Here is a 22,731-nt window from a genome sequence, read left to right as displayed (position 1 = left end):
TCGACGACGCCGTGGCCGTGAGAGGACCGCTCCCCGGCCGCTCAGGAGGCCCCGAGGTGGTCCCTGACGCGAAAGAGGACGATCACCTCGCCGGCCACGAGGCCGAGCGTGACGACGAGCTTCACCGCGGCCGCGCCGGCGGCGCCGTGCGCGGGCACCGCCCACAGGTCCCCGGCCGCGATGAGGAGCACGGTGGCCGTCCAGAGGGCCGCGTAGGGGCGCTGCTGGCCCGCGGCGAAGAGCATCGGGCCGATGGCGAGCTCCGGCACCATCCACACGAGCGCCGTGGTCAGGAGCTGCAGCGGCAGCACGGCGCTCGCGTAGTCGGGGCCGAACACGAGCCGGACGAGCGGCCCGCCCATCCACCACACAACGGCGCTCATGAGCGCGCCCGCGGCCATGAGCCCGACGAAGGTGAGCGTGGCGAGGCGCCTGCGGGCGCTCGCGGAGCGGCTGGCGACGAAGGCGGGGAAGACCGCCGCGCGCACGACGCCCGGCAGGATCATGGCGCCGCCGATCATGCGCTGGACCGCGCTCATGTCGCCGACCGCGTGGGGGGTGCTCATCCAGCCCAGCATCAGGAGATCGAGCTGGAAGTAGAGGGGGCTGGCGAGCATCACCACCGCGAGCGGCCCGGCCTCGCGGAGGAAGCCCTGCGGCAGCGCCGCGCCCTCGCTGGACCACTGCCGGCGCTCGAGGAGCTGGGCGGCGAGGGCCAGGGCCAGCGCGAGGGCGACCAGGTGGCCCGCGACGAGGGCCCACGCCAGGCCGAGCGCGCCGAGCCCCGAGAGCAGCGCGCCCGTCCCCAGCCCGAAGGACGTGACCGCCATGGTGATCGCCACCAGCACCTCGCGCTCCATCCGCTGGTGCCCGCGGAACACCTGGTTGAGCATCTCGACGAACGAGGCCATGAGCCACGCGGCCGTCAGCAGCCACACGAGCGTCCGGCGCGGCGAGGCCGCGCCCGCGACGAGGCCGACCACGAGGCCGACGGCGCCGGCGGCCAGCGTCACGGCGAGCTTGAGGCGCACGAGCGGGCCGATGGGAGCGCCGGGATCGCGGGCGACCTCCCGCGCGATGAACAGGTGAAGGCCGAGGTCCGCGAGCTCGCCGAGCAGGAAGCCCACGGCGAAGGCGTAGCTGTAGTCGCCGAAGCCCGCGGGCCCCAGGTGCCGCGCGGCGACGACGGCGAGGAGCATGCGGACGCCGCGCGAGACGAGATCGCTCGCGGTCTTCAGCGCCATGCTGCCCGAGACGCTTCGCCTCGCCGGCGGCGGGGCGTCCTCGCGGAGCGCCGACGACGTCATGGATGGAGGAGATCCTTCACCGGAGGTCGCCGCGCGCGCATGCCGCTCCCCTATCGCCCCGATCGCGGTGCGGTTCAACTTCCCGTCGGCGGTCACGTGGAGCGGCGGGGCGCCGCGCCGCGCGTGAAGGATCCAAGTCAGGAGAGGACCACGTGAAGACCAGCACGGATGGCAACGTTTCGTTGGTGCAGCTCAGGCGGAAGGAGTCGCTGATCTCGGCGGACATCGAGCCGCCGGAGATCCTGCTCGAGCGAGCCCGCGCCCTTTCGGTGCCGGCCGAGCGCCCGGCCGCCGCGCCGCGGCCCCACGGCCGGACCCGGGAGCTCACGCGCCGCGGCGTGCTGTGGCTCGGGCAGACGTGCAACCTGCGCTGCCACTTCTGCTACTTCCTCGACCGGATCGAGGACAAGGAGCACCCCGAGCACCCGTTCATGTCGCTGGAGAAGGCGCAGGAGATCTGCCGGACCCTCGTCGAGTTCTACGGGAACGACGCGATCGACATCCAGGGCGGCGAGCCGACCATCTGGCGCGACATCCACGCGCTGATCCGGTACTGCGCCGGGATCGGCCTCGCGCCGACGCTCATCACGAACGCGCTGGTGCTCGACAAGCGCGACAAGGCGCAGCAGTTCAAGGACTCCGGCGTCGCCGACTTCCTTGTCAGCGTCCAGGGGCTCGGCAAGGCGCACGACGTGGCCGTGGGCGTGAGCGGCGCGCACGTGCGCCAGATGCGCGCGCTGAACCACCTCATCGCGCTCGACGTGCCGTTCCGCGTGAACTGCGTGATGTCGAAGCTCGCGGTGCCGCAGCTCCCGGCGATCGCGAAGCTCTCGGTGGAGCTGGGGGCGCGCGCCGTCAACTTCCTCGCCTTCAACCCGTTCGCGGATCAGCGCAAGGAGGGCGCCCGCACCGCGGAGAACGTGCCTCGTTATGGCGATCTGCGGGGCCCGCTCGACGAGGCCCTGGACGTGCTCGCGCAGGCGGGCGTGGAGGCGAACGTCCGGTACCTGCCCCACTGCATCGTCCCCGAGCGCCACTGGCCGTCGGTGTACAACTACCAGCAGCTCTCGTACGACCCGCACGAGTGGGATTTCGCGAGCTGGACCTGGACCAACAAGGGCCCGCAGCGGATGCGGGCCGGCGCGGTGTCGCCGCCCGTCCCGCTCGGCGCGCGGCCGCGCCTCGGCCGGCTCCGGCAGCCCCTCCTCCGTCTGGCGGACGCGATCGACCTGCGGGGCCGGATGCTGCGCGCCGACACGGACCCGCGGCTCGGCCCCGTGATGAGGAAGCTGGAAGGGCTGTCCTACCAGCTCTTCCGCCGCCGCGGGGATCGCGACGCGGCCTACCGCCACGACGCGCTGAACCGCGTCGAGCACAACGGCTACCAGAAGGGCGCGGGGTGCCAGCGCTGCGCGCTCCGCGACATCTGCGACGGGTTCCACGGCGACTACGTCGCGATGTTCGGCACCGACGAGGCGCGGCCCGTCCTCGATCGCGAGCCGGTCAGCGATCCTCGCGCGTTCATCAGCGCGCAGGACAAGGTGGCGCCGGCCAGGGGCGACGCATGACCGTCGCTCCGCCCTCGATCGCGCCCCGGGTCGACGTCCTCGGCGTCCCCGTCACGCGGCTCTCCTTCGAGCAGCTGCTGCGCCGCCTGGACGAGGCCTTGCGGGCGGAGCGCGAAAGGCCCGACTACTACACCTACGTCAACGCGTACTGCGCCACGCTGGCGGCGCGCGAGTCGCCGTACCGCGCCTCGGTCTCGCAGGCCGACGTCGTGTACGCCGACGGCATCGGGGTGGTCTGGGCGGCGCACCTGCTGGGCGGGCCGTGCCCGGAGCGGATCAACGTGGGCCCGATCGAGCTGGGCCGGATCGTCGACCTCTGCGCCGAGCGCGGGGCCTCGGTCTTCCTGCTCGGCGGCGCGCCCGGGATCGCCGACGAGGTCGCGCGCCGCCTCGTCGCGGAGCGCCCGGGGCTCCGGATCGCCGGCGTTCACCACGGGTACTTCGCCCCCGACGAGGAGGCGGCGGTGGTCCGGCAGATCAACGGGTCGGGCGCCGCGTTGCTCATCGTCGGCCTCGGCCCGCCCAAGCAGGAGCTCTGGGTGAGCCAGCACCTCGCGGCGCTCCAGGTGCGCGCCACCTGGTGTATGGGGGGGCTGCTGGATCAGGTGGCGGGCGCCGTCGCGTACCCGCCCGAGTGGGTGCGCCGGAGCCACGTCCAGTGGCTCTACCGCCTGGCGGTCGAGCCGCGGCGGCTCTGGCGGCGGTACCTGCTCGGCATCCCGGAGTTCATCGGCCGCGTCGTCCACCAGCGCCTTCGCCCGGAGAGACAAGCATGAGCGACCAGCGACCCTTCATCCCCATGGTCTCGCCGCAGGTGGACGAGCCGGACGCGATCGCGGCGCAGATCGCCGACGTCCTGCGCTCGGGGCGGCTGAGCAACACCGGCCCGCTCGCCGAGGGCTTCGAGCGGGCGATCGCGGCGTTCCTCGGCGTCGAGGAGGCCGTGGCCGTCTCGAACGGCGCCGTCGCGATCAGCCTCGCCATCGAGGCCGCGGCGGTGCGGCGGGGCAAGGCGATCCTGCCGGCCTTCACCTTCATCGCGACGCTCAACGCCGCGGTGCACGCCGGCTTCGAGCCGGTCTTCTGCGACATCGACCCGGAGACCTGGACGCTGGATCCGGGGCACCTGCGCCGCCTGCTCGCGGAGCACGGCGCGACGCTGGTCCTCCCGGTCAACGTGTTCGGCGTCCCGCCCGATCTGGCCGCCATCGCGCGCGAGGCCCGCGGCGCGGGCGCGGCCGTGATCTACGACAACGCGCACGGCATGGGCACCGAGACCGCGAGCCGGGAGGCCGAGGCGCTCCTCACCGCGACGACGTACTCGCTGCACGCCACCAAGGTCCTCGTGGCCGCGGAGGGCGGCGTTGTCGTCTCCCCGGACCGCGAGGTGAGCGCGGCGATGCGCCGGCTGCGCAACCACGGGCTCGCGCAGCCGCTCTCGGCGTCGGTCCCGGGGATGAACGCCAAGCTGGACGAGCTGCGCGCCGCCCTGGCGCTCTCGTCGCTCCGCCGGCTCCCGGAGGCGCTGGCCCGCAGGCGGACGTACCTCGAGCGGCTGCGCGCGGCCCTGTCCCGGCACCCGCAGCTGTACCGCACCCAGCGCATCCCGCCGGGCGTGAACCCCAACGGGCAGAACCTCGGCGTCGGGTTGATCGACGCCCCGATCGACGACGTCATCGCGGCCTTCGCGCGGCGCGGCGTCGAGGCGCGCCGGTACTTCTACCCGCCGCTGCACGCGCTGGACTGCTTCCCCGCGGGCGCCGCCCTCCCGAACACGGACCGGCTCTGCGCGGGCCAGGTCTGCTTGCCCCTGCACGGCCGGATGAGCGAGGAGACGCTCGAGCGCGTCGAGGCCGCCATCCACGGCGTCGCGGAGGAGCTGGAGGCGCGGCGGCTGTCCGCGCGCTCCTCGAGGCCCGCGCTCCTGGGCGCCACGTAGGGGCTCTTCCAGGGATCCGACGCCATGCGCAGGGAAGGAGCGTGGGACCGCGTGAGCACCGCGGCCGGCGTGATCGGGCTCATGGCCTTCGCCGTCGCCGCGTTCACCCCGGCCGCCGCGCCGCTCGATCGCTGGATGGCGTCGGCGGCCGACGCTGGGCAGGCCGACGCCGTGGTCGCCCTCGGCGCGGACGTCGATCCGGACGGGCGGCTCCCGGAGGATTCGCTCCGGCGCGCCGTCGAGGCCGTCGCGCTGTACCGTGAGGGGCGAGCGCCGCTCGTGCTGATGCTCGGCAGCCGCAACGGGCCGGCCAGCGAGGCCGAGTCGCGCGCCCGCCTCGCGCAGGGCCTCGGCGTCCCCGCGTCGGCCCTGCTCACGGAGCCGCGCGGGCTGACGACCGCGGTGGAAGCCCAGCGCAGCGCGGAGCTCCTGCTGCCGAGGGGCGCAAGGAGGATCCTGCTCGTCACCGGCGCGCACCGCATCGCGCGCGCGCGCCGGCTCTTCGAGCGCGCGGGCTTCGAGGTCCTCGCCGCGCCCGTCCCGGAGGGGTCGCCGACGTCGAACACCCCGGGGGAGCGCCTCTCGGCGATCGGCCGGCTGCTCCAGGAGCTCGCGGCGCGCGCGCTGTCGCGGCTCCGCGGGGAGGTGTAGCGGTGCCCGACACGCTCTACATCCTGGGCGTCGTCGCCGCCACGTCCTGCGCTGTCTATGCGGCGGGGCGCCGCCGGGGGATGCGCGCCGGGCTCCTCCCGCCCGCGCTCCGGCGCGCGATCCGCTGCGTGGGCGTGTGCCTCCTTTTCTGGGGCGGCAACGTCGCCGTCGGGGCGGCGGTGGCCCTGCTCGTGCGCGGCCTCGGGCTCGGGTTCATCTGGCTCTACGTCAACACCGACGTCTCCGTCCTCGTCCTCTCCGCGCTCCAGGCGCTGGCCTTCGAGTCGTGGCGCATCGAGCACGAGCGGGAGCGCGCGGCCAGCGCCTCGCGCGCAGACGATCTCCCCGGATCCCCTGCCGCGCCGGGGCCGGCACATGAGTCCCCGCATCGGGTAAAAGGAGCGAAGTGATGAGCACTGCAGCCGTGGAGGAGCGTCCGGTCTCGAGCCGGTGGAGCGACAGGGCGCTGCGCCAGACGGCCGGCTACTACGGGCTCTTCATCTGCCTGGGCCTCATCACGGCGATCACCGGGCCGACCCTGCCGGACCTGGCGCGGCAGACGGGCTCCAGCGTCGGGGACATGGGCTCGCTGTTCCTCGGCGGGGGGGTCGGTTACACGCTCGGCACGCTCTGGGGAGGCAAGCTGTTCGATCGCGTGCACGGGCACACCCTGCTCGGGGGAGCGCACCTGATCGCCGCGGCGTGCCTCGCTGTCATCCCGGCCGTCCCGTGGTTATGGCTGCTCGTTGTCGTGGCGTTCTGCCGGGGGCTCGCGGAGGGGCTCGTCAACACGGGCGCGAACGCGCTGCTCCTCTGGACGCACGGGGAGAAGGTCAGCCCTTACATGAACGGGCTTCACTTCTGCTTCGGGCTGGGCGCGTTCGTGTCGCCGCTCCTTGTCGCGCGCGTCCCGGGCGCCTGGGGCGGTTACCACGCGGCGTACTGGGCCGTGGCCGCCTTCTCGGCGCTCGTCGCCCTGGGCGTGCTCTCGATGCGACACTGTCCCGAGCCTCAGGAAAAGGCCGGGAAGGACGCCGCGGCGAAGGGCGCGGATCGCGCGTTGCCCCTCCTTCCGGTGCTCGTCGCGGTGCTGTACCTGTTCGCCTACGTCGGCGGGGAGATCTCGTTCGGGAGCTGGATCTACACCTATGCCCTCACGCTGGGCGTCGTCTCGGCGACCGGGGCCGCGTACCTCACCTCGGGGTTCTGGCTCTCGTTCACGATCGGGAGGCTGCTCTCGATCCCTGTGGCGATCCGCTTCACGCCGCGCCAGGTCATCCCTGTGGGGCTGGGCGGCTGTCTCGTGCTGTCCGCGATGATGCTGCTCCTGCCGCCCTCGAGCGCGCTCCTGTGGGTTGTCGCGCTCGGGCTCGGGCTCTTCATGGCGCCGCTCTGGCCCAGCGGCTTCACGCTCACGGGGCAGATCGTGCCCATGACGGCGCTCGTGACAGGGCTCGTGCTGGTCGGCGACAGCCTCGGCGGCATGGTCCTCCCGGCCCTCACCGGCAAGCTGATCGAGGGGGTGGGCCTGGAGCAACTGGCGTACTCGCTGCCGATGCTCGTGTTCGGGAGCCTCGTCGTCTGTGCCTTTTCTTATCTCGTGCTGCTCGCCCTCGACAACAAGCGAGGAGCGGAGGCGGCGAGCGCCGCGCGCGACGGCGCTTTGCCCTGAAGCCTGCGGCGCGGCTCATGGCGCGCGGTATCCCTGCGCGGGGTCGCGCAGGGCGCCGCAGATGCCTCCGAGCGCCTCTCCGACCTCCGGCGACCAGCCCAGGCCGCGCAGCCTCGTCGCGTCGAGGGCGGCGTCCATGGCCAGGAACCCGGCGATGGGGCCGTGTGCAGCGAGGGCTTCCGTGAGGCTCCACGAGCCCACGGGGACGCCGGCGGCGTCGCCTATCGCGGCGAAGAGCGCCGCCATGGGCTCGGGCGACGCCTCGGCGGCGTGGAACACGCCCCTCGCGTCCGACTCCAGCAGCATCGCGTAGGCCACCGCCAGATCCCGCACGTGGACGGTGGACCAGCGGTTCTCGCCATCGTCGATATAACGTGCGACCCCCGCGGCGCGCGCGCCCTGCACCAGGCCCGCCACAGGACCTCCGCCGTCGCCATAGACGATGGGCGGCCGCACGACCAGGCCGCGGACGCCCTTCGCGCCGAGCACGCGCGACTCGGCCGCCACGAGCCACTCGAGCGCTCCGCCGGGGTTGACGCTCTCCTCTTCCGGCACGGGCACCCGCGAGGAGCGCGCGCGCGGCGCCCCGGTCGTCGTGATGAAGACGCCGCCGCTCATGGCCGAGAGCATGGCCGTGACCGCCGCCTCGTCGGTGGCCGGGCGATCCTCTCCTGTCGTCGCCGCGGTGTGCACAACCCCGTCGCCGGCCGCCGCCGCGCGCGCGAGCACGTCGACCTGCGACAGATTCCCCCGGATCGGCTCCGCGCCAGCGGCCCGCACCTTCGCCGCCGACGCGTCGCTGCGCGCGAGCCCGCGCACCCGGTGGCCGCGCGCGACAAGGGCGCGGGCGACCGCAGATCCGATGAAGCCGCTCGCGCCGGTGATGAAAACGTCCATGGTTGCCTCCTCGTGACTCGGTGGCGGAACCATGGCGACGGACCGGGGGACCCTCCATGTGATAGCGTCCAGCGCTCTTTTGTGATCGTCCAATGCCCGATGTCCTGACAGCGCTGCTCCGCCACGTGCGCATCGAGACCAGCCTCTTCGGCCGCGTCGAGCTCGGCGCGCCGTGGGGGGCCCGCATCGGCCCCCGAGAGATCGTGCTGCTCCACCACCTCCTCGAAGGCGAGATGTGGCTGGAGCTCGGCGGCCGAGAGATCCGCGTCGGCCAGGGCGATCTGCTGCTCATGCCGCACGGCGTCCCCCACTGCCTGAGGCACCGGCCGGGGGCGGCCGTCGTCGACGAGGAGCGCTGGCTCTCGCCGCCTCGGCCGGGCGCGCAGACGGTGCGGCGCCGGCTGGGCGGCGACGGCGCGAGGACGGTGGTGCTCTGCGCCGCCATGCACGTCGCGGGCGCCGGGCGGTCGCTGCTGCTCCGCGCGCTGCCCTCCGTGGTGCTCCTCGACGGCGGGGCCGGTGAGCCGGTGCCCGGCCTCGGCCGGCTCCTGGACGGCATCCGCGACGAGGTGAGCGGCCGGCGGCCGGGCGCGCCGGTCATGGCCGCTCGCTTCGCGGAGCTGCTCCTCCTGCAGGCCATCCGCGCGGAGCTCGAGCGCCCCGCGCCTCCTGGCTCCTTCCGCGCGGCGCTCGCGGACGAGCGCGTCGCCCGCGCCCTGGACGTGCTCTACAAGGCCCCGGCCCGCGCGTGGACCGTGGCCTCGCTCGCGCGGGAGGCCGGCATGAGCCGCTCGGGCTTCGCCCTCGCCTTCCGCGAGCACGTGGGAGAGGGCCCCCTCCGTCACCTGACGCGCTGGCGCATGGAGCTGGCGAAGGAGACGCTGCGAGAGCGCCCCGGGCTCGCGCTCGCCGAGGTGGCGTCGTCCGTGGGGTACCAGGACGAGGCGGCCTTCAACGTCGCGTTTCGCCGGGAGGTCGGGGTCCCGCCGGGGGCGTACCGATCCGGAGGCGGAGAGCCGGGATACTGAGCTTCAGAGAGCGCTGCGTCTCTTTGGTCGACCGCGCTATCTGGTGAGCCGATGTCCTTGGAGCCACGGCGTCATGGCTCGGCAGCCGTGGAGCGAGCGGATGGATCGGGACGCACACGCGATGAGCTGTGGAGAGACTGAGAATTTCCCTCACTTGCAGCCCTCTTCAGCGGGCAAATTGAACGAGAAAACGAGAAGGGCGGGGGCGATTTGCCGTCGAGCGCATTGTGGTGCTGTTCGCTGCCCAGAGATATTTGCAGGGATGTGAAAAGATTCTTGCACTTGCAAACGTGTCCTCGCTTTACCGCCTTCCTGTCGAGCGGACAGCACGTCGGGCGCGATCGTTTCCGATCTGGACAGGGGGGGCCGGTCGGGTAGTGTAGGGTGTCGTGCGTATCGCATCGAGAGCGGACCTGACGCAGGGCCTCGAGGCGACCCAACCCGCTGCGGGAAAAGACGCTCCGCCGGGTGAGGGCGACGAGCGCGGCGAGGGCGACGAGTGCGCACGGCCTACGTGGCGTCCAGGCGCCGTCGTCGCCGGCCGGTACCGGCTCGATCGGCTGCTCGGTGAAGGGGGCATGGGCGTGATCTGGGCCGCGAGCCACACGCTGACTGGCAAGCCGTTCGCGCTCAAGTTCGTGAAGGGCGGGGCCGTGCGCGGCGCGGTTGGCATGCGCCTGATGCGCGAGGCGAAGCTCGCGAGCAGCGTCCGCCACCCCAACGTCGTCGAGGTTCACGATCTCGAGATCGAGAGCGGGGCGCCCGTGATGGTCATGGAGCTCCTGTCCGGCGAGTCGCTCGCGAGCAGGCTGCGTCGCGAGCCGAGGCTGCCCCTCGGCGAGGTAGCCTCCATCTTCCTGCCGGTCATCTCCGCCGTCGGGACGGCGCACGCGCTGGGCATCGTCCACCGCGACCTGAAGCCGGAGAACATCTTCCTTGTCGACGGATCGAGCGAGCGGGTCAAGGTCCTCGACTTCGGCATCGCGAAGCTGACGGCCACGAGCGGACAGGACGCCCAGACAACGGGGCTCACCGAGAGCGGGACGAGGCTTGGCACGCCCTGCTACATGTCCCCGGAGCAGACGTTCGGAGACCGACAGATCGATCACCGTACCGACAACTGGTCGCTCGGCCTCATTCTTTACGAATGCCTCTCGGGCGTGCTCCCGACCCGGGCCGACAACGCCGGCCAGGTGTTCAAGATCATCGTGACAGGCGCGATTCCCCCGCTGGAGAAGGTCGCGCCCGACGTGCCCCGGGAGCTCGCCAGGGTGGTCGGCCGGTTGCTGTCGACGGACCGCCAGGCTCGGCTCTCCGACCTGGGCGAGGTCGCTCGCGCGCTCGCGCCGTTCGCGCAGGGCGCGGCGCCGAGCTTCGGCGCGCTGGAGCCGCCCGCATTAAGCATCTCCGAGCCGCCCAGGGCGCCGGGCGGCGAGGCGGCGGATGGGGACGTGGTGGACCCCCTGGCCGCGACCGAGCGCCTCGGCGCCGCGGCGCGCCGCGATGAACTCCGCTCGACCGGAAGACGCCTCGGCCTGCGGGCGGCCTGGAAGATCGGCCTCGCCATGGCGCTCGCGGCCGTCATCGCTGGGGCGCTCGCGCTGCGCGGAGGGCCTCGTCCGGTCGCGGCGACCACCGTTCCCGGGCCGCGCTCCAGCTCTACTTCGGCGCTCGCCCTGTACAGCGCGGCGCTCCAGGCCGCTCGCGATGCCAACGAGGGCAAGGCGGTGGACGGCCTGCGGCAGGCGATCTCCATCGATGACTCCTTTGCCGATGCGCACCTTCGCCTCGCGATCTACGCGCCGGAGCTCACCGAAGCTCGGGATCACTATCGGCGCGCAGAGGAGCTGAGCGCCGCGCTCGACCCCCGCGATCGAGCGCTCCTTGCGGCCATGGAGCCCGCGCTCGGCCGCGACCCCGCGGATACGGCGCGCTGCGCGGAGCGGCTGACCGCGCTCACGGCGCAGCACCCGTATGATCGCGACGCGGAGCTGCTGGCCCTCCTCGCGCGCTGCGCGCTGCGATCGGACGTCCATACGAGCGTCGCTGCGGCGAGGCGGGTCATCGGGATCGACCCCGAGTACGCGCAGGGATGGGCCACGCTGGCGCAGTCGTTGTGGCAGCTCGGGAGCTTCAACGACTCCGCTGCCGCCATCGACCGGTGCCTCGCGATCTCGCCCACGGCGGCCAGCTGTTACGAGATCCGGAGCGAGCACCACAGCGCGCTCGGCCGCTGCGCGGACGTCGAGGAGGACCTGTGGCTCACGCGGCCCATGACGAGCGGAAGGAGCCGGCTGATCTTTCGCAGGCTTGCGTGGTCGAGCTATGCGCAGGGGCGCTCTCTCGACGCGGTCCGCGAGGCGATGCGGCAGAGCCGGGTCTCGCTGCCGCACAAGGAGCGGCGCTTCACCGCGCTGCTCGACGAGTCGAACCTGAACGCGATCCTGGGCAATTTCTCGCAGGCCGAGGGACAGCTACGGCAGGCGCGCATGTACATCAGCGCGGAGTCCACGGGGCACGCCGATGTCGTCCGCGCGCTCATCGATGTCTGCCTCGAGACCGATCGCAGGCGCGAGGCGGCGGACATCGCCAAGACGTGTCTTGACAATTATAGCGCCTGCGCCGGCGGCTCGCCGGACCTCTTGCGGGTCATGCTGCATGCCGGCCTCATCACCAGGGCCGAGTTCCAGGAGAAGGTGGCCGAGCTCCTGTCGCGGCCCCGCGTGCAGGGGGCGGCCGACCCTGCGCGCTCCGCCGTGGTGCAGGCCTACGCGCGGTGGATCGAGCACCCCGAGGAGGCGGCGGAGGCCGTCCCGGTGCTGCCGCTGACCGCGCTGATGAGCAATCAAGTCGGGCAAGAGGTCCAGGCGGACGTCGGCGCGGTCTTTTACCTCGCGGGCATGCCTCTCCATGCGATCCCCACGCTTCGCAAGGCGGTCACGACGTGCGATATGCTGGGCTGGCCCGTGAGGTACGTCCGCTCGTTCTGGTTTCTCGGCCAGGCCCTCGAGCAGATGGGCGAGATCTCCGGCGCGTGCGACGCCTACGCGAGCGTGATCGCGCGCTGGGGGAACGCCAGCCCGCGCTCGGTGACCGCCGAGCAGGCGCGGGCGAGGATGAAGGCGATCGCCTGCGGACCGGTCGAGTGACCGGGCGCCATTGTTCTGAATTTCGGTTCAATGGTGTGCGGAAAATGCAGATTCTCTTCGCTGTGCCGCGCGCCTACACTGGTCCACATGGGCCGAGTGCTCGGCCCGCGCCGCGCCCTGCGGCAAACAGCCTATTTAACTGGAGGAGAGCTTATGCGTGAGGAGACGAGACGGGCAGCATTGCGTGCAGCAGCGAGGGTCGCGCTGGGAGCGCTGGCCTGTGGCGCCCTGGCGGGCTGCAGCGGACGTTACGTCTCTGGCGGGCAGTCGTCACCGCTGGATCCCGACGAGGAGATCCCGGCGGAGGAGCCGGACGCCCCGGCTCCGGCCGGCGGCGGGGCGACGGCCGGAGTCGGCGTGACGGCCGGAGTCGGCGCGACGACCGGAGTCGGCGCGACGACCGGCGGCGGTGGGGAACCTTCGACGGGGAGTGGGGTCATTCCGACGCCCGATGAGGGCGGCGCGGGCGGCGCGGGTGGCGCGGGCGGCGCCGCCGGCGCGGGCGGCGCGCCGCCCACGCCGACCGGGCTCGCGTGCGCCGAGCAGGTGAGCCTCGACGACACGGAGGCTCGCCCTCGCGCGGAGCTCGACTGCTGCGTCGACTACACGGCGCAGCGCATGCCTGCCCCCGGGACGGGGATCTCCGAGGAGCAGTGGGCGGCCCTCGCTGGAGACGCCTCCTTCGTGAACTGCTGCACGGCGCTGATCGTGGGCGTGGACGCCGACGCGATCTCCTACAGAGAGGCCGAGCCCGTCCGGCACGGCTGCTGTTTCGGCGACGTCGTCGCTCCCGAGGCGGAGCTCTATACGCGGACGCTCTGCACGCCCTGGGGCCCCCCTGTCCCGCCGGCGCTCGACGCCTATGATGCCCCGTCGGAGGTCGCATGAACGCCGCGACGCTCGATCTCCGCGGCGAGGCGCGCGCGCGCGCCTTCGACGTGAGCGGGTATCCCGCGGCGCTGTTCCCGTCGGCGATCGGCACCTGGCACGCGCGCATGGTGAACGAACACACGTCGTCGGCCGTGTTCGAGGCGCTCGCGAGCCAGCTCGCCTCGGCGAGCTTCCCGCCGGAGCTCGCCGAGGCGTGCCGGGGCTTCGCCGACGAGGAGCGCCGCCACGGGATCCTCTGCGGCGCCGTGGTCGAGGCCCTCGGCGGGACGGCGACCGCGAGCGTCCCGGAGCGTCCGGAGTTCCCCCTGCACCGCGACGCGCCCCCCCGCGCGGCCGCGCTCCGCAACGTGATCCACATCTGCTGCATGAGCGAGACGGTGGCCGTGGCCCTCATCGGCGCGGAGCGGCTGGAGATGCCGCCCGGGCCGCTGCTCGATCTGCTGACGCGCATCTACGCCGACGAGGTCGGGCACGCCCGCTTCGGCTGGCGCCTCCTCGAGCAGGTCGCGCCGGAGCTCTCCTCGGCGGAGCGGCAAGCGATCGAGCGCTACCTGCCCGTCGCGTTCCGGCACCTCGTGGAGCACGAGCACGCGCACCTGCCGGCTCACGACGCCCCGCCGCACGGGGAGCAGCTCGGGCTGTGCAGCGGCCTGAAAGCCCGGGTGTTGCTCGATGAGACCATCGAGGAGGTCATCCGCCCCGGGCTTCGCCGTTTCTTCGATTGCTGATCTCCCGCGTGCCCGCCCGCGCCGCCGGGACACCCCCACCGCCGACGGCCCGCCCCTCCAGCGGGTCCCCGCGACCCTCCGCGGGTCACCCGCGCTTCTGCGGCCTGCCGCGGGGCGCGGGCGCCGCCGGCTCCGGGACAGCGGCGGGCGCCAGCGTCTGCCGCGCCAGCTCTCGCGTGTAGGCGAGGCGGTCGGCCGGCGAGCCGAGCGCGCTCAGCCCCTCGTAAAGCCCCGCGAAGAACGTCGGGAAGAAGACCGCCGAGAGCGCCGCCACCACCCGGCGCGCCGCCGCCCGCTCCTCGAGCCCGGGCACCGCCGCCCGGACGAGATCGCGCAGGCGCTCCATCACCGGCGCGAAGAGCTTCGGGAAAGGACCGCTGTAGTCGTCCGCGTGAAACGCGTCGTGCAGGAGCGCCCTGCCCACGTTCGGGTACCGCATCCCGCCCTCGAGGTAGTAGCCGAGCAGCCCGCTCAGCGCCTCCAGGGGATCGCCCGGCATCCGGGCGAGGAAGTCCTCGGTGTCCGACAGCATGTTCCCGATCGACCCCTCGAGCGCCGCCGCGACGAGCGCCTCCTTCGACCGGAAATAGTAGTTCACCGCGGCGATGTTGACGCCGGCCGCCGCCGCGAGCCTCCGCACCGTCAGCTGCCCGATGCCGTGCTTCTCGATCTGATCGATCGCCGCGACGACGAGCCGCTGCCGTGGATCGAGATCGTCCGCAGGGGCGAGGGGGTCACGGTCGTTCATACGATTGTTTGAAACACACCTTGACGACGCGCCTACCAGGCGTCAACTGTTAAAACATATGTTTCAATCACTTGTTTCATCAAGCGCTGGAGGTGCACCGATGCTCGATCGGCGGAGGTTTCTCACCCACACGGCGGTCGCGGGGGGCGCGGCGGCGCTCGGGTTCGCGTCGGGCCGCCGCGGGGTCGATCAGGAGGTCGCGTCCGCCCGGTTCCACGGCGACGACACGCTCGGGCAGGGCCAGGCGGCGCCCGTCTGGCACCGGTTCAAGTTCATCGGCCAGCCGGTGATGGACGCGCAGATCGTGTTCTGGCTCGGCCTCGCGTCGATGGGGCTGACCGACGTCGGCGAGGTGCTCGACACAGCGATCCGCATCCGCCCGGGCGACGAGCGCTCGTGGTTCGAGCAGTGGCTGGCCACCGCGAAGCGGGTGCAGGGCTACGGCGAGGAGGCGGAGGCCCGCGGCCACGCGCGCAGCGCCGCGTCGCACTTCCTGCGCGCGGGCGCCTACTACCGGGCCGGGCTGATGCGCTACGCGGATCGCTCCGACCCGCGCCTCGTCGAGGCGACGATCGCGGGGCTCGACCTGCATGACCGGGCGCTCCGCATGCGGGGCTACGACTCCCGGCAGGTCGAGATCCCCTACGAGAGCGGCGTGCTCCACGGCCGCGTCCACTACGCGCCCGGGGCGGCGCGCGCGCCCGCGATCGTGCTGCAGCAGGGCCTCCACGCGTGGCCCGAGGACACCATGTGGGTCATCGACGGCGCGCTCGAGCGGGGCTACCACGTCCTCTCGTTCCACGGCCCGGGCCAGGGCGCCTCGCTGCGCCTCCACGGGCACCCCTTCCGGCCCGACTGGGAGGTCCCCGTGGGGCGCGTGCTCGACTTCGCCGAGCGCGACGAGCGGCTCGACGCTGGCAACTTCGTCCTGATGGGGCTCTCGTTCGGCGGCTACCTCGCGCCGCGGGCGGCCTCGCGCGAGCGCCGCCTGCGCGCCCTCGTCGCCAACCCGGGCGTCGTCAGCTGGCGGGACGCGATGCTGCGCCACTTCGCGTCGATGCCCGGCCTGCTCGAGCTGCACGCGCGCGGCCCCGCGGCCTTCGACCGCGCCATCGACGCCGCTTCGGTTGTGCTGCCCGACGCGCGCTGGTACTTCGACGACGTGACATGGAAGCACGGCGTCTCGACGCCGCACGAGGTGATCGACGAGCTCCGCAAGTACGACAACGCTTCTGGCGTCGCGAGCATCCGCTGCGAGACGCTGATCATGGAGGGCAGCGCCGAGGACGCGTCTCCAGGCGAGTCGGAGCGCCTCTACGGCGCGCTCACGTGCCCGAAGCACATGATGGTGTTCGACGCGGGCACGGCGTCGCAGGTCCACTGCCAGGGCGGCAACCAGCTCCTCGCCCAGGCGCGGCTGTTCGACTGGCTCGACGAGCGGGTGGCGCGATGAGGCCCGCCGATCGCGCCGCCGCGCGCGCCACGGACGAGCGCCGCGGCGGGGGCCGCTCCCGCCGCCGCGCGCGCCCCCCGCGGCTCCTCGCCCTGGCGCCGCTGCTCGCGGTCGTCGCGGTCGTCGCGGCCCTCGCGCCGGGCGCGGCGTGGGCCCAGCTCCCCGATCTCGTGGACCTGAGCGCGCAGTACATGCCGGGCGCGGCGATCGAGGACCCGCGCCCCGTGCGGGCGCAGATCTCGTCGTACGAGCTCAACGCCAACGCGCCGATCCCCCTCGGGGAGAGGACGTTCCTCATCCCGGGGGCGACGTACCACGTCGAGGCGATCTCGTACGCCGGCGCCCCGCCCGGCTTCGACGAGCTCCGGGCCTTCCACGCCGTCGACGTCCCGGTGCTGTTCGTCCAGCTGCTGCCCAACGACTGGTCGCTCTCGCTGCGCGTCGCGCCGGGGCTCGCGGGCGACTTCGAGGCCTTCGACGGCGGGCTCGTCCGCGTCAGCGCGCTCGGGCTCGTGACCCGCACGCTCTCGGAGAAGCTCGTCCTCGGCGGCGGCGCGCTCGCGTCGTACAGCTTCGGCTCGTTCCTCCCGCTGCCGGCCGCGTACGTCGAGTGGACGCCGAGCCCCCACTTCCGCGTCGAGGCCTTCCTGCCGGGCTTCGCGTCGGCGAAGCTCCTGTTCTCGGATCGCGTCGAGGTCGGCCTGCGCGCGGACGTCGCGGGGAACGCCTACGCCGTGCGCGACCCGCGCGTCACCGGGGTGTGGCCGTGCGCGGCCCAGCCGGCCGACGACCCGGCGACCGAGCAGGACGAGCGGGCGGCGCGGCCCGAGCAGTGCCTCGATCACGTCGCCTACTCGGTCGTGACCGCGGGCGTGACGCTCGGCGTGCGCGCCTTCTCGTCGGTGTGGGTGACCGCCCAGGCGGGACACAGCCTGTTCCGTCGCTACGAGCCGATGAACGACGAGGACGATGCCATCCCCGGAGGCGGGCAGAGCATCCCGAACGTGCTCTTCTTCCGCGCCGGCGTGACATGGCGCATCCCGAAGAGCTGAAGCGCGACTCACCGCCTGGCGCGCCGCGCGAGCGTATAGCCCCACACCGACGGGCGGGTGCCCGCCGGACCGTTGAAGACGGCTCGACGCCGGTGCATCCTCCGCCTTATGCGCCCGGGAGAGGTCATCGACAGCCGCTTCCAGCTCGAGCGCGTCGCGGCCTCCGGTGGGATGGGGACGGTCTACCGCGCCGTCGATCGGGCCACGGGGGCGCAGGTCGCGCTCAAGCTCCTCGGCCAGCCCGACCGGAGCGCCGCGCACCGCTTCGAGCACGAGGCGCGGATCCTCGCCGAGCTCGATCACCCGCGGATCGTCCGGCACGTGGCTCACGGCATCACCCCCGACGGGGTGCCCTACCTCGCCATGGAATGGCTCGAAGGGGAGAGCCTGGCGCAGCGCCTCGCCCGGCAGAAGCTCGACCTCGAGGAGAGCCTCGCCCTGCTCCGCGCGGCCGCCGAGGCGCTCGGGGCGGCGCACGCGCGGGGCATCGTCCACCGCGACGTCAAGCCGAGCAACCTGCTGCTCGTCGGCGGCGAGGTCACCGGCCTCAAGGTGCTCGATTTCGGCATCGCCCGGATGAAGCGCACCATCGGCGCGCTCACGCAGACCGGCTCGGTGATGGGGACCCCGGGCTACATGGCCCCGGAGCAGGCCACCGGCGAGCGTGACCGCCTCGACGCGCGGGCCGACATCTTCTCGCTCGGCGCCGTGCTCTTCGAGTGCCTCACGGGCAGGCCCGCGTTCCAGGGCCAGCACGTGATGGCCCTGCTCGCGAAGCTCCTCATGGAAGACCCGCCGCGCGTGCGGAACCTCCGGCCCGAGCTGCCGCAGGAGCTCGACGAGTTCGTCGCCCGCATGCTCGCGAAGGATCCGGAGCAGCGGCCGCGCGACGGCTCGGCCGTCGTCGAGGCGCTCGACGCCCTCGAGCGCGATCCGACGAGCGGCCTGGCCGCGCCCCCCGTCCTGTACGAGGCGATCACGGCGTGCGAGCTCCGGCTGCTCTCGCTGGTGGCCGCGCGGGAGCCCCGCTTCTCGGCCTGCGACAGCGCGGCCAGCACGCTCGTCGCCGCGGAGCCGAGCGACCTCACGAGGAAGCTCTACACGAGCGCGCAGCCGTTCGGGGCGCGCGTGGACGCGCTCGCCGACGGGACGATCGTGCTCTCGATCGCCGGCGTGGGCGACGCCGCCCTGCAGGCCGCGCGCGCGGCGCGGTGCGCCCTCACGCTCGTCGAGCTCGTGCCGGAGGCCTCCGTCGTGCTCACGACCGGCCGCGCCGAGCACACAGGCAGCCTCCCGGTCGGCCCGGTCATGGACCGCGCGGCCGCGCTCCTCGCCTTCGCGGAGCGCGACGCGCGCCCGGAGCGGAGGCCCGCGCCCGTGTGGATCGACGACGTGACGCGGGCGCTGCTCGACGCGCGGTTCGAGATCGAGCCGGCGCGGCCCGGCACGTTCTTCCTGCTGCAGGAGCGCGAGGTCGGCCGGTCGGCGCGGACGCTCCTCGGCAAGCCGAGCCCCTACGTCGGCCGCGACAGGGAGCTCCGGAACCTGCGCGAGCTCCTCGAAGACAGCTTCGGCGGGCCCGAGCCCCGCGCCATCCTGATCACCGGGCCGCCCGGGATCGGCAAATCCCGCCTGCGGTACGAGCTCATCGAGATCCTGCGGGAGCGGCACCCCGAGCTCACCGTCGCGGTCGGCCGCGGCGACTCGCTGAGCGCGGGCTCGCCGTTCTCGCTCCTCGGCTCCGCGCTCCGGGGCGCGGCCGGCATCACCGGCGGCGAGCCCGCCCCGGCGCAGCGGGAGCGGCTCCTCTCGCTGGTCGCCCGCGCCCAGGCGCTGACGCCGGGCGAGAGGACGCGGATCGCCGCGTTCCTCGGCGAGATCGTCGGCACGCCGTTCCCGGGCGAGGCGGATCCGAGGTTCCTCGAGGCGCGGCAGAGCCCGGCCCTGATGGCCGACCAGATCCCGCTCGCCTACCTCGATTTCATGGAGGCGGCGTGCGCGGCGGGGCCCTACCTGCTCGTGCTCGAGGACATCCAGTGGGGCGACGCGGCGTCGCTCAAGCTCATCGCGCGGGCCCTCCGGGAGCTCCACGACAGGCCCTTCGCGGTGCTCTACCTGGCGCGGGTCGAGGTGCGGAAGGTCTTCCCCGTCCTCTGGGAGGGCAGCGAGGTCCACGAGATCACGCTCGGCGCGCTGCCGCGCCGCGCGGCCGAGGAGCTCGTGCGGCAGATGCTCGGCGACGGGCTGCCGCCCTCCGAGGTCGCGCGCCTCGTCGAGCGCGCGAGCGGCAACGCCTTCTACCTGGAGGAGCTCATCCGGGCGGTCGCGGAGGGGCGCGCGGACAGGCTGCCGGAGACGATCCTGGGCATGGTCGAGGCGCGGCTCGAGGCCATCCCCGCGGAGGCGCGGCGGCTGCTGCGGGCGGCGAGCATCTTCGGCGAGGCGTTCTGGAAGACCGGGGCGCTCGCCCTGCTCGGCGACGCCGGCGGGTCGACGCTCGCGGTGGACTGGCTGCCCTGGATGCTCCAGCGCGAGCTGCTCGAGCGCCGCGAGCAGAGCCGCTTCTCGGACGAGGAGGAGTACGCGTTCCGGCACGCGCTCATCCGCGACGGCTGCTACGCGATGCTGCCGGACCACGATCGCGCGCTCGGGCACCGGCTCGCCGCCGAGTGGCTGCTGCAGGCGGGAGAGCACGACGCCAAGGTGCTGGCCGAGCACTTCGAGCGGGGCGGCGAGCCGCGGCTCGCCGTGGAGTTCTACCTGCACGCGGCGGAGCAGGCGCTCGCCGGGAGCGACCCGGCCGCCGCGCGCGCGCTCGCGGACCGGGGGCTCGCCCTCGGCGCGGAGCGGGACGTCGAGGCGGTGCTCCGCGGGATCCGGGAAGGGGCGTCCCGCGCGCTGGACGCGGCGGACGAGCGCGCCGCGCGCTCGTGAGCGCTCGTGAGCGCTCAGGGAGGCCGCTTGATCTCGGGGGCAGCCCCCTCGAGCGCCGCGATGCGGAACGGATGGAACTCCAGCGAGCTTAAGGCTTGACGCAGCCCGCGGACGGGCGCTCAGGGATCGAGCGCGCCGCGGCCGCCTCCCCGCCCTGGCTCCGGAGAGGCACTCTGCCACAGCCCGTGAACGAGCTGCCCGGGATCGAAGGAGGCGACCGCGCCACCCCGTATCCACGGCCGCAGGCCACGGCACGTGCGCGAGGTTGAATGCGAGCAGACCTGCAAGCATCTCAGTCCCCGTAAGGACTTACGTTTCGGTAGGGCTCCTGTCCATGCAGGGAACGACGACGATGAAGGCGACTCACGCGCTGACATCGCCGGAATGACGTGCACGAACGGCGAAATCCTCGAGCGACCTCGATCTCCGGATCGCCGGCGCTCGAGCGTCGAGACCACACCACCCAAGAGAAGAACCCAGGAAGGTGATAGGATGACAAGGGGACGAAGAGACTTCGCGCAAGGATCGACGGCCATCGCGCTCGCGCTCGCGTTGCCGGCGTGCGGCCAACAGGGGATCGACGGCGGTGACGCCGCGGAGACCGGGGTTATCCGTGCCGCCCTCGCGATCCGGGGCGATCGGCACGACGTGACGGCGGTTCACTACAAGATCGTCGGCGCCAGCAGCACCTGCAGGGACACGGCGATCGCGGAGGCGACGAGCGCCCTCGACATCGACGTGCCCCTCGCCGGCGACGTGCCCTACGACGACCACCTCGTCACGGGCTCCGGGACGCACGCGGCCGCGGAGGGCACGTTCGTGCTGCCTCGCGGCAATTACCGCGTCTGCGCGACGCCGATGCACGACGCTTCGCCGTCGGAAGAGTGCGCTCCCGCCGAGACGGTGGTGGATGTCCCTGGGCAGTGGACGAGGGAAGTCATGCTCGTGTCCCAGTGCCGCGGGGACACCGACGGCCTCCTCGACGCGGTGGTCGCTCTGAACTCCCCGCCAAAGATCAAGAGCCTCGACATCGCGCCCAGCAAGTTCATCACCCTGTGCGAGACGGCCACGATCACCGTGGACGCAGACGATCCCGATGGCGACGCGATCTCGGTCACCTGGCAGATCGGCTCGAAGGTGAGCGGGTCCTCCCCGGTCCTCGGCCTTCCTGGGCCCGTCGGCACGTTCTCGACGGACACGCCGGGCGTCTACACCCTTCAGGTCAAGGCCACCGACGTGCACGGCGCGTCGACATGGCTGTACTTTTACATCCACGTATCGGCCGAGCGCTGCGACTGCACCTGCCCTGACGGCTCCATCCAGCTCCCCGACGGGGAATGCGCGACGAGCTACGACATCGATGCGGACCGCCTCATCAACCAGGAGGAGCGCTGCGATGACACGGACACCCACCGCTACGGGTGCGGCGACCACGGGTTCCAGTGGCACGATCTCGGGCGCGGGCTCTCCTCCGTGCGCCGGGTCGACGTCGCGCTCGAGAGCGGCATCGACTGCTCCTTCGAGGCCGGCGTCCGCGCCGTGTCGCTCAATGGCGCCGCGATTGGCAACTTCGACCCGATCGGATCGTGCACCTGTGACTCGGAACACGGGCTCGCCTCGTTCCCCGACGTGAACTTCAGCTCGTACGTGCTCGGCGGGGTGAACTCCGTGACTATTTCCGCGCCGAGCTGCGACGGGCTGAGCCGGAGCGCGGAGCTCGGCGGGGCGTTCGCGCGCGTCACGGTCGTCTACAGCTGCGAGCCGAGCCTCTGCGCCGGCGTGACCTGCGCGCCGCCGGACGCGTGCCACGTCGCGGGCGCGTGCGACCCGAGGACGGGGCTCTGCACGAACCCGAACGCGCCCGACGACACGGCGTGCGACGACGGCGACCCGACCACCGCGGAGTCGATATGCGTCAGCGGCGCGTGCGTCCCCGAGTCCCCCTGCGGCAACGGCAGGGTCGGTCCGGGCGAGGAGTGCGACGATGGCGGCCATGTCAACGGCGACGGCTGCTCGGCGAGCTGCCAGATCGAGGGCACGCGCCGGTTCCTCTACACCGTGCGCGAGGAGGACGACGTGCTTCGCCGGTTCGACCTGCGGACGCGGAAATTCGAGGACGTCGGTCCGCTCGGCGTGAGCTTCGATATCGGCGAGCTCGCCTGGGAGGAGGCGACCGGCACCCTGTGGATGATCGACGGGCGCGCCAGCAATGGACTCTACACGGTCGATATCGCCACCGGGGCCGCCAGCCTGGTGGGCATCCACGGCGTCGACAAGATGTTCGGGCTCGGCCTCGATCCGAGGACTGGCAACCTGTATGGCAGCGCGCGCGGGAGCCAACCCGGGTTCTACCAGCTGGACAGGGCGACCGGAGCCGCGACCCTCCTCGGGACGCCCCCCAGAAACTACGACGGCATGGCCTACGACACCACCCGCGACCAGCTGGTCGGGTTCGTCGCCGGTTATGGAGCCCTCCTCGCCGTCGACGTCGCGAACGGCGCCGCGTCGTTGCTGGCATACCAGGAGCCCACCAACGCCGGCGGCTTCGCGTACGATCCGATCGCCGACCAGTTCTGGGAGATCGATCAGGACGGGTTCCTGTACACCTACGACCCGACGTATGACTATATGCAGACCATCATCACGTCGCAGCTCGGCGCGCACGATGGGCTGACCCTGGTCATGCCCGCGCCGTGACGTTCGAGCGTCCGAGG

Annotated in this window: 17 protein-coding genes; 14 read left to right on the top strand and 3 right to left on the bottom strand. The window is 72.8% G+C overall.

The window, feature by feature from the left end:
• Positions 1–41 precede the first annotated feature (41 nt).
• Complete coding sequence (locus WMF44_RS35485) at positions 42–1,307, bottom strand: oligosaccharide flippase family protein (RefSeq protein ID WP_437294470.1); 1,266 nt, start codon at positions 1,305–1,307, stop codon at positions 42–44.
• Positions 1,308–1,459: 152 nt separating this feature from the next.
• On the opposite strand from WMF44_RS35485, the gene WMF44_RS35480 reads away from it, so the two are divergent.
• Genes WMF44_RS35480 through WMF44_RS35455 form a run of 6 tightly spaced genes read left to right on the top strand, consistent with a single transcriptional unit; the run spans position 1,460 to position 7,137 of the window.
• A complete protein-coding gene (locus WMF44_RS35480) occupies positions 1,460–2,875 on the top strand; it encodes a radical SAM protein (RefSeq protein WP_437294469.1) in 1,416 nt (471 codons plus the stop codon).
• Entirely contained in the window at positions 2,872–3,651 is a 780-nt protein-coding gene (locus WMF44_RS35475) for a WecB/TagA/CpsF family glycosyltransferase (protein ID WP_437294468.1), read from the top strand. The genes WMF44_RS35480 and WMF44_RS35475 overlap by 4 nt, the downstream gene beginning before the upstream one ends.
• Positions 3,648–4,814 (top strand): DegT/DnrJ/EryC1/StrS family aminotransferase, encoded by a 1,167-nt coding sequence (locus WMF44_RS35470; RefSeq protein WP_437294467.1) that lies wholly within the window; start codon positions 3,648–3,650, stop codon positions 4,812–4,814. The genes WMF44_RS35475 and WMF44_RS35470 overlap by 4 nt, the downstream gene beginning before the upstream one ends.
• 24 nt (positions 4,815–4,838) lie before the next feature.
• Entirely contained in the window at positions 4,839–5,465 is a 627-nt protein-coding gene (locus WMF44_RS35465; protein WP_437294466.1) for a YdcF family protein, read from the top strand.
• A 2-nt stretch (positions 5,466–5,467) separates the two neighbouring features.
• Positions 5,468–5,875 carry a hypothetical protein gene (locus tag WMF44_RS35460; RefSeq protein WP_437294465.1) on the top strand — a complete coding sequence of 136 codons (408 nt, stop codon included), beginning with the start codon at positions 5,468–5,470 and terminating at the stop codon, positions 5,873–5,875.
• On the top strand, positions 5,875–7,137 hold the full coding sequence (locus WMF44_RS35455; RefSeq protein ID WP_437294464.1) for an MFS transporter: 1,263 nt from the start codon (positions 5,875–5,877) through the stop codon (positions 7,135–7,137). The genes WMF44_RS35460 and WMF44_RS35455 overlap by 1 nt, the downstream gene beginning before the upstream one ends.
• A gap of 15 nt (positions 7,138–7,152) precedes the next feature.
• On the opposite strand, the gene WMF44_RS35450 is transcribed toward WMF44_RS35455, so the two are convergent.
• A complete protein-coding gene (locus WMF44_RS35450; RefSeq protein ID WP_437294463.1) occupies positions 7,153–8,034 on the bottom strand; it encodes an NAD-dependent epimerase/dehydratase family protein in 882 nt (293 codons plus the stop codon).
• Between the two features lie 92 nt (positions 8,035–8,126).
• Here WMF44_RS35450 and WMF44_RS35445 point away from each other — a divergent pair, with 92 nt between their 5' ends.
• The 4 genes from WMF44_RS35445 (at position 8,127) to WMF44_RS35430 (ending at position 13,830) form a co-directional block, all read left to right on the top strand.
• On the top strand, positions 8,127–9,062 hold the full coding sequence (locus WMF44_RS35445) for an AraC family transcriptional regulator (RefSeq protein WP_437294462.1): 936 nt from the start codon (positions 8,127–8,129) through the stop codon (positions 9,060–9,062).
• A gap of 389 nt (positions 9,063–9,451) precedes the next feature.
• Positions 9,452–12,211 (top strand): protein kinase domain-containing protein, encoded by a 2,760-nt coding sequence (locus tag WMF44_RS35440; protein WP_437294461.1) that lies wholly within the window; start codon positions 9,452–9,454, stop codon positions 12,209–12,211.
• A 153-nt stretch (positions 12,212–12,364) separates the two neighbouring features.
• On the top strand, positions 12,365–13,099 hold the full coding sequence (locus WMF44_RS35435) for a hypothetical protein (RefSeq protein WP_437294460.1): 735 nt from the start codon (positions 12,365–12,367) through the stop codon (positions 13,097–13,099).
• Positions 13,096–13,830: a ferritin-like domain-containing protein gene (locus WMF44_RS35430; RefSeq protein WP_437294459.1), complete on the top strand. Its 735-nt coding sequence runs from the start codon at positions 13,096–13,098 to the stop codon at positions 13,828–13,830. The genes WMF44_RS35435 and WMF44_RS35430 overlap by 4 nt, the downstream gene beginning before the upstream one ends.
• 85 nt (positions 13,831–13,915) lie before the next feature.
• Here the strand turns inward: WMF44_RS35430 and WMF44_RS35425 are convergent, their stop codons facing one another.
• Positions 13,916–14,578, bottom strand: coding sequence for a TetR/AcrR family transcriptional regulator (locus WMF44_RS35425; RefSeq protein WP_437294458.1), 663 nt, complete (start codon positions 14,576–14,578; stop codon positions 13,916–13,918).
• A 100-nt stretch (positions 14,579–14,678) separates the two neighbouring features.
• Between WMF44_RS35425 and WMF44_RS35420 the strand changes: the two genes are divergently transcribed.
• From WMF44_RS35420 to WMF44_RS35405, 4 genes are all read left to right on the top strand, one after another.
• On the top strand, positions 14,679–16,031 hold the full coding sequence (locus tag WMF44_RS35420) for an alpha/beta hydrolase family protein (RefSeq protein WP_437294457.1): 1,353 nt from the start codon (positions 14,679–14,681) through the stop codon (positions 16,029–16,031).
• Positions 16,028–17,083 carry a DUF6268 family outer membrane beta-barrel protein gene (locus tag WMF44_RS35415; protein ID WP_437294456.1) on the top strand — a complete coding sequence of 352 codons (1,056 nt, stop codon included), beginning with the start codon at positions 16,028–16,030 and terminating at the stop codon, positions 17,081–17,083. Before WMF44_RS35420 ends, WMF44_RS35415 begins: the two co-directional genes overlap by 4 nt.
• A gap of 108 nt (positions 17,084–17,191) precedes the next feature.
• Positions 17,192–20,017 carry a serine/threonine-protein kinase gene (locus tag WMF44_RS35410; RefSeq protein ID WP_437294455.1) on the top strand — a complete coding sequence of 942 codons (2,826 nt, stop codon included), beginning with the start codon at positions 17,192–17,194 and terminating at the stop codon, positions 20,015–20,017.
• Positions 20,018–20,509: 492 nt separating this feature from the next.
• Positions 20,510–22,714 carry a PKD domain-containing protein gene (locus WMF44_RS35405; RefSeq protein ID WP_437294454.1) on the top strand — a complete coding sequence of 735 codons (2,205 nt, stop codon included), beginning with the start codon at positions 20,510–20,512 and terminating at the stop codon, positions 22,712–22,714.
• Positions 22,715–22,731 lie beyond the last annotated feature (17 nt).

It is taken from the genome of Sorangium sp. So ce426 (genome assembly GCF_051475585.1).
GTDB lineage: Bacteria > Myxococcota_A > Polyangia > Polyangiales > Polyangiaceae > Sorangium > Sorangium cellulosum_B.
The sequence above is the reverse complement of the archived record's forward strand: the minus strand, read 5'-3'. Positions and strand labels throughout refer to the sequence as shown.

Coding starts and splice junctions, on each gene's coding strand:
- WMF44_RS35485 (WP_437294470.1), bottom strand. CDS start 1,307: ATGACGTCGTCGGCGCTCCGCGAGGACGCCCCGCCGCCGGCGAGGCGA.
- WMF44_RS35475 (WP_437294468.1), top strand. CDS start 2,872: ATGACCGTCGCTCCGCCCTCGATCGCGCCCCGGGTCGACGTCCTCGGC.
- WMF44_RS35470 (WP_437294467.1), top strand. CDS start 3,648: ATGAGCGACCAGCGACCCTTCATCCCCATGGTCTCGCCGCAGGTGGAC.
- WMF44_RS35465 (WP_437294466.1), top strand. CDS start 4,839: ATGCGCAGGGAAGGAGCGTGGGACCGCGTGAGCACCGCGGCCGGCGTG.
- WMF44_RS35455 (WP_437294464.1), top strand. CDS start 5,875: ATGAGCACTGCAGCCGTGGAGGAGCGTCCGGTCTCGAGCCGGTGGAGC.
- WMF44_RS35450 (WP_437294463.1), bottom strand. CDS start 8,034: ATGGACGTTTTCATCACCGGCGCGAGCGGCTTCATCGGATCTGCGGTC.
- WMF44_RS35445 (WP_437294462.1), top strand. CDS start 8,127: ATGCCCGATGTCCTGACAGCGCTGCTCCGCCACGTGCGCATCGAGACC.
- WMF44_RS35435 (WP_437294460.1), top strand. CDS start 12,365: ATGCGTGAGGAGACGAGACGGGCAGCATTGCGTGCAGCAGCGAGGGTC.
- WMF44_RS35430 (WP_437294459.1), top strand. CDS start 13,096: ATGAACGCCGCGACGCTCGATCTCCGCGGCGAGGCGCGCGCGCGCGCC.
- WMF44_RS35425 (WP_437294458.1), bottom strand. CDS start 14,578: ATGAACGACCGTGACCCCCTCGCCCCTGCGGACGATCTCGATCCACGG.
- WMF44_RS35420 (WP_437294457.1), top strand. CDS start 14,679: ATGCTCGATCGGCGGAGGTTTCTCACCCACACGGCGGTCGCGGGGGGC.
- WMF44_RS35415 (WP_437294456.1), top strand. CDS start 16,028: ATGAGGCCCGCCGATCGCGCCGCCGCGCGCGCCACGGACGAGCGCCGC.
- WMF44_RS35410 (WP_437294455.1), top strand. CDS start 17,192: ATGCGCCCGGGAGAGGTCATCGACAGCCGCTTCCAGCTCGAGCGCGTC.
- WMF44_RS35405 (WP_437294454.1), top strand. CDS start 20,510: ATGACAAGGGGACGAAGAGACTTCGCGCAAGGATCGACGGCCATCGCG.